Source organism: uncultured Fretibacterium sp., from assembly GCF_938040765.1.
Taxonomy (GTDB): Bacteria; Synergistota; Synergistia; order Synergistales; family Aminobacteriaceae; genus CAJPSE01.
Genome location: NZ_CALIAA010000009.1, coordinates 1 through 5,965, shown reverse-complemented (window position 1 = coordinate 5,965; position 5,965 = coordinate 1). Strand labels below are relative to the sequence as shown.

The 5,965-nt window shown below is 65.7% G+C and carries 5 protein-coding genes, 8 tRNA genes and 1 pseudogene; all 14 read right to left on the bottom strand.

Going from position 1 to position 5,965, the window contains the following annotated elements:
* Positions 1-24: 24 nt before the first annotated feature.
* A tRNA-Ser gene (locus Q0176_RS00310) sits at positions 25-113 on the bottom strand.
* 15 nt (positions 114-128) lie between these two features.
* A tRNA-Lys gene (locus Q0176_RS00305) sits at positions 129-204 on the bottom strand.
* A gap of 4 nt (positions 205-208) precedes the next feature.
* Positions 209-285: transfer RNA gene (locus Q0176_RS00300), tRNA-Gln, on the bottom strand.
* Between the two features lie 47 nt (positions 286-332).
* Positions 333-409, bottom strand: a tRNA-Arg gene (locus tag Q0176_RS00295).
* 72 nt (positions 410-481) lie between these two features.
* A tRNA-Gly gene (locus tag Q0176_RS00290) sits at positions 482-555 on the bottom strand.
* A 19-nt stretch (positions 556-574) separates the two neighbouring features.
* Positions 575-649, bottom strand: a tRNA-Gly gene (locus Q0176_RS00285).
* 14 nt (positions 650-663) lie between these two features.
* A tRNA-Tyr gene (locus Q0176_RS00280) sits at positions 664-748 on the bottom strand.
* Between the two features lie 5 nt (positions 749-753).
* Positions 754-829: transfer RNA gene (locus Q0176_RS00275), tRNA-Thr, on the bottom strand.
* 39 nt (positions 830-868) lie between these two features.
* On the bottom strand, positions 869-1,483 hold the full coding sequence (locus Q0176_RS00270) for a 5-formyltetrahydrofolate cyclo-ligase (protein ID WP_299297882.1): 615 nt from the start codon (positions 1,481-1,483) through the stop codon (positions 869-871).
* Positions 1,484-1,554: 71 nt separating this feature from the next.
* On the bottom strand, positions 1,555-2,361 hold the full coding sequence (locus tag Q0176_RS00265; RefSeq protein WP_299297880.1) for an XdhC family protein: 807 nt from the start codon (positions 2,359-2,361) through the stop codon (positions 1,555-1,557).
* A gap of 182 nt (positions 2,362-2,543) precedes the next feature.
* Positions 2,544-3,617, bottom strand: a complete 1,074-nt coding sequence (gene mnmA / locus Q0176_RS00260; protein WP_299297878.1) for a tRNA 2-thiouridine(34) synthase MnmA — start codon at positions 3,615-3,617, stop codon at positions 2,544-2,546.
* Positions 3,618-3,632: 15 nt separating this feature from the next.
* Positions 3,633-4,445, bottom strand: a complete 813-nt coding sequence (locus tag Q0176_RS00255) for a pyrroline-5-carboxylate reductase dimerization domain-containing protein (protein ID WP_299297876.1) — start codon at positions 4,443-4,445, stop codon at positions 3,633-3,635.
* Positions 4,446-4,448: 3 nt separating this feature from the next.
* On the bottom strand, positions 4,449-5,363 hold the full coding sequence (gene rlmB, locus Q0176_RS00250; RefSeq protein WP_299297874.1) for a 23S rRNA (guanosine(2251)-2'-O)-methyltransferase RlmB: 915 nt from the start codon (positions 5,361-5,363) through the stop codon (positions 4,449-4,451).
* Positions 5,353-5,965: pseudogene (locus Q0176_RS00245) on the bottom strand (excinuclease ABC subunit UvrA); the annotation flags it as partial. The pseudogene Q0176_RS00245 and the gene rlmB, both read right to left, overlap by 11 nt.

The window sequence follows — 5,965 nt, the reverse complement described above, 5'->3', positions numbered from 1 at the left end:
CAAAAGCTATAACTAAATGATTCTTGGCGGAGAGGGTGGGATTCGAACCCACGGTCCCTTTCAGAATCACTGGTTTTCAAGACCAGCTCCTTAAACCACTCGGACACCTCTCCGGATGTTGATAAAATTGGTGACCCATCGGAGATTCGAACTCCGGACACCTTGATTAAAAGTCAAGTGCTCTACCACCTGAGCTAATGGGTCACAATGGCTGGGGTAGCGGGACTCGAACCTGCGAAATCACGGAGTCAAAGTCCGTTGCCTTAACCACTTGGCTATACCCCAAAAGCATGACTTCTAGTTCGTCTACTTAACCAAACAAAATCTAAAAATGGTGAGCCCACAGGGATTCGAACCCCGGACACACGGCTTAGAAGGCCGTTGCTCTATCCAACTGAGCTATGGACCCACACCTTAGTTTAAACAGCAATAATGCTTTTGGAGAAACCTTAGCCACTTGGCTAAGGTAACTCTCAAAAAATGGAGCGGATGATGAGAATCGAACTCACGTCATCAGCTTGGAAGGCTGAGGTTCTACCATTGTACCACATCCGCATATATAAAGGTCTTACCTTGGAGCGGAAGACGGGATTCGAACCCGTGACCCTCGCCTTGGCAAGGCGATGCTCTACCCCTGAGCCACTTCCGCAAAACTATTAAATTTGGTGGAGGAGAGTGGATTCGAACCACTGTAGACTCAGTCAACGGATTTACAGTCCGCCCCCTTTAGCCTCTCGGGCACTCCTCCGGATTTGGAGCTGGCAGAGGGACTTGAACCCCCGACCTGCTGATTACAAATCAGCTGCTCTACCAACTGAGCTACGCCGGCAAATTGTCCATCAGCCTCATCGCAGTACGACCAAGAATTCTACAGAGAGTCAGGGGTTCTGTCAAGTATCCCGGAGGAATTCGGAAGTCCGTTTTCGTAGAGGCCCGTTTCCGTCAGCACCCGGGGGACGCTTCTGTCGTGGGGTTCCATCGGAATGGAGTCCCGAACGAGGCGCTCCGGGCAGACCAGTATCGCCGTGCCGCGGTACTCCAAGAGGAAACGGTCATAAAAGCCGCCCCCCTTCCCCAGCCTGAGGCCGGAATGGCTGCAGCTCAGGCAGGGGATGACGGCAAAGTCCACCTCGTCCGTGCCTATCAAAGGCGTTTCCCGCGTGGGTTCCGGAATGCCGTAGGCCCCGGGCGCCAACCGGCTCATGGCATCGATCTGCCGCAGCTCCATCACCCCCATGCGAAGGCACAGGGGTACGCAGAGCCGTTTTCCGTCGTGCAGCGCGTTCTCCAGAAATGTACGGGTATCGATCTCCCGGCCGGTCCCGACGAAACAGAATACCGTCCGCGCAGACAGGTACTCCGGCATGGCCGCCAGCCGGGCGCAGATCGCCCCGCTGGTCTGCGCCCAGTAGGCATCGGGCAATTCCACCTCGGCCTCACGGATAGTTTTCCGCAAAAGCCGCTTTTCCTCCTGGATAGTCATGGACAAATCCTCCTCTTCCTTTCCGCCTCGTCCGCAGCTCCCGATTTATCCCCACCGAAGCGGGACAAAGGTCAGAGCGTGGAGCGCAGCTGGTCCAGGTCGGCGCCCCGGCGCGCCGCGATGATCTCCGCCAGGATGGAGACCGCGATCTCCTCCGGCGTCTCGGCCCGGATCGGCAGGCCGATGGGCTGGTAGATGCGGTCGATCTGATCGGGCGCAACCCCCTCCTCGATCAGCCGCTCGCGCACGAAGGCGATCTTGCGGCGCGACCCGATCATCCCGATGTAGGCGCATTTCCGCCCCTCCAGCAGCTTCACCACCTCGGCGTCCAGCGCGTGCCCGCGCGTTGCGATCACGACAAAGCTCGCCGAATGCAGGGGCAGGCCGCGGTCAAACACCTCGTTCAGCGGGCAGGCCAGCGTCCTTCCCCAGGGAATACTCTCCCCGTTGGCGAACTCCGCGCGCTCGTCCCAGGTCAGCACCGGCATCCCCGTGTCGCACACCAACCGGGCCAGCGCACGGCCCACGTGCCCGGCCCCGAAGATCACGACCTCGGGCGACCGTCCGTAACGCTCCAGATACACCATGACGTCACCGCCGCAGACGGCCCCCTCCGGCAAGGCCTTCTCCGCATCGAGGCTCTCCCGGTAGAGCTCCGTGCCCGTCCCCTCGCGCATCATCGCACGGGCCCGTTCGATCACGTGATGCTCGGTGACGCCGCCCCCTATCGTCCCCTCCGTGCTGCCGTCCGGAAGCACCAGCATCGCCGCACCGCGTCCTCGGGGCGTGGAGCCTTGTTCGTCCACCACGGTACAGAGCACCGCTTCCCTCCCCGCCTCCACCAACTCCGTCAAACGCCGCAGCATCGGATAGTCCATTTTTCGGCCCCCCAATTATGCGTACAAGCCGTCCCAATACTCTAAGCTCCCGAAAAGTATAACAAAGGATCGGCCGGATGTCCTCAACGACAGCCGGCCGCAGGCATCCGTACGATTTGCGAAGGGAACCGTTTCTCAACGAAACAACGTGCAATACAAGTCAGTACACGGAGAAACTGAAATCAGACGATCACGCCCGAGGCCGCCAGGACCTCTCCGCCGTAGAGCGCCAGACGCTGTCCCGGCGCCGGAGCGAACTGAGGGGACTGGAACTCGGCCGTCAGCGTCCCCTCGTCGAGGCTCGCGATCCTGCAGGGCGAGAGAGGAGAACGGGAGCGCGTCTTGCCCATGAGGACCGTGTCCCGCCCCAGAAGCTCCGGCGCCAGCACGTTGGGGCGCTTCGCCGTTACGACCGTCCGGAACGCGGCCTCCTTCGGCCCCACGACGAGGGCATTATGGGGAACGTCCAGCCTCAGGACGTAGAGCGGGTGCGGCGCGGCAATCCCCAAACCCTGCCGCTGCCCCAGGGTATAGCGGGACAGCCCCTTGTGCCGTCCCAACAGCGCGCCCGAGAGGTCCCGGATCGGCCCCGGCCCGTCGTCCCCGACCCGCTCCCGATAGTCCGTCCCCGCCAGAAAGCAGACCTCCATGCTGTCGGGCCTGTCAGCGACGGTCAGCCCCGCATCGCGCGCGATCTCCCGGACCTTCGGCTTGGTCAGCTCCCCCAGGGGAAAACGGACGCGGTGCAGGCGGGCGCGGTCCACGTCGCAGAGGAAATAGCTCTGGTCCCGCCCCTCATCCAGGGCCCGGGCCAGCCGCGCTCCCGACGGCGTGAGGAGGATGCGCGCATAGTGCCCCGTGGCGACGGGGACGCGGGCGTCCCCCGCCCACTCGGCGGCGGCGTCCATCAGCAGGCCGAACTTGATGGACCGATTGCAGTCCACACAGGGGTTGGGCGTCCTCCCCTCACGATAGTCACGCAGAAAGGGCGCGATCACCCGTGCCCGGAACGTCTCCCCGGCATCCAGGATCCGGTGCGGAATGCCCAGCACCCCGGCCATCCGCGCGGCGGATGCGCCCGCCTCGACCGGGGGACCGTTCCCAGCCTCGCCGGGGCCGCCCCAGACGCCCGGGATACGGAGCGTCAGGCCCAGCACCCTCCACCCCTCCTGCAGGAGCAGAAGCGCCGCAACGCTGCTGTCCACGCCGCCGCTCATCAGCAGGACGATCGTTCGGCCCCCGGCCATGTCGCCCATCGAAGGAGGCCGCTCCTACTTCAAACTCTGCACGACCTTCTCGGTCAGCACCCGGCCCTTCTCGGCGGTGGAGAGGACGGCCCGCATCATGGAGCCGCGCGCGCCGCGCTCCAGCTCGGCGACCCCCTCGATCGTCATGCCGCCCGGCGTGCAGATGTCGTCCCGAAGGGCCGACGGCGCCCGGCCGGAATCCATCGCCAGCCGGGCCGCGCCCAACACCGCCGCCGCCGCCCCCTTGTAGGCGATCTCCTTGGGCAGCCCCGCCTGAATGCCGCCCATCGCGGCGGCCTCCAGCAACGACAGGAAGAACGCCGGGCCGGCGCCCGTCAGGGATGTGAGGGCATCCAGATTCCTCTCCTCGGTCAGCTCGGCAGACCCCACGAGGGAGAAGAGCCCGACGAGCCCGGTCCTCTCCTCCTCCGAACAGGAGCCCGAGGGCGCGACCCCCGTGAAGGAGGCGTTCATCGCCGCACAGATGTTCGGCATCGCACGGGCCCAGCGCGCCGTCGGGGCCGTCCTCTCCAGCAGCTCCAGGGGCACGGCCGCGGCCAGGGAGACGCAGAGCTTCCCATCGAGCAGAGGAGCGACCTCCCCCACGACGCTCAGGGTCAGGTGCGGCTTGACCGCGAACATCACGACCTGTCCCTGCGAGGCGGCACGGGCGTTGTCCGATATCAGGGCGACCCCATCCGCCTCGAGATGGCGTCGTCGCTCCGGATGGGGCACCGACGCCGTGACCTCGCAGCCGGCCCTCGCCAGCCCACGGGCGACCGCGCCGCCCAACGCGCCGGCCCCGATGATGGAGAGACGCAAATCCTTCAGTTCCATGCCTCAATCCCCCTCTTTCCCCTGCCGGCCGGGGCGCCCCCTGCGCCACTCGAACATCCCCAGGGCGGCCGCCACGCTGGCGTTGAGCGAGCCTACGCCCCCCTGGATGGGGATGCGCAGCCGCTGATCGCATCTCTCGCCCACGAGGCGGGAGAGCCCATCGCCCTCCGCCCCGACGACCAGGGCCAGCCGTGCGGGGAGCGCGTCATCCCACAGGGACTCCACGGCCCCCCCGTCCAGCCCCACGACCCAGAAACCGGCCGCCTGGAGCTGTTCCAGGGTCCGCACGATGTTGACGACCGGGATCATGGGAAGGCGGAGCGCAGCGCCCGCGCTGGTCTTCACCACCGTTCCCCCGGGCAGCGCCGAACGACGGCGGGAGTAGACCACGGCCGACGCGCCCGACGCCTCCGCCGATCTCACGACGGCCCCCAGGTTGTGCGGGTCCTCGATATGGTCCAGCACGACGATCAGGGCGGACTCGGCCCCGGCCCCGGCCCCGGAGAGCCCCTTCAAAAAGGGCTCCAGCTCCACGGGCTCCGTCTCCATCACGCGGCAGGCCACGCCCTGATGTCGCACGTCGGGACACAGCTTGTCCAGCGCCTCGGGCGCGACCATCTGATAGACCACCCGGCCCGCCCGCGCGGCGTCCACCAGCTCGTCCAGAAACGGAGGACGGACGTTGTTGGCGATCAGCAGCCGGGTGCAGCGGGAGGGGGAACCCTTCACCAGATCCAGCACCGGCTGGCGGCCCCAGCATACGTCGTCGGGCGGAACCGGACGCTCCGCCGGCTCCTTCCTCCAGGGCCTGGCCGCCATGGGGCGCCCGCCGCGGGCCGCCCCGGCTCCGTGAACCTCGCGCCTGCCGCGAGGCCGGTTTCCGTCCCCTCCCCTTTTTCCGTCGAACCTACCCGGCATGCCTCAGCTCTCCTTTACTCTTGTTGGACTCGATCTCTTCCATGTATTCCCTGAGGAAGCGGGCGGTGTACCCCTCGCCCCTCGCCGCCACCCTCTCCGGCGTCCCCTGGGCCACGACGCGCCCGCCGCCGTCGCCGCCCTCCGGGCCGAGGTCGATGATATGGTCGGCCGAGAGCAGAACGTCCAGGTTGTGCTCGATGAACACGACCGTGCTGCCCTGATCCACGATGCGGTGCACGATCTCCAGCAGCTTGCGCACGTCGGTGTAGAAGAGCCCCGTCGTGGGCTCGTCCAGCAGGTAGAGCGTCCGCCCTCCGAACCGCTTGGCCAGCTCCTTGGAGAGCTTGACCCTCTGCGCCTCTCCTCCCGACAGGGTGAGGGCCGACTGTCCCAGGCGGATGTAGCCCAACCCCGCGTCCTGGATCAGACGCAATTTGCCCGCGATCCTCGGGATGTCCGCGAAGAAGGCCACGGCCTCGTTCACCGTCATCGCCAGGACGTCGGCGATGGATTTCCCCTTGAACCGGACCTCCAGCGTCTCATGATTGTAGCGCGTGCCGCCGCACACCTCGCAGTCCACGTAGATGTCCGGCAGGAAGAGC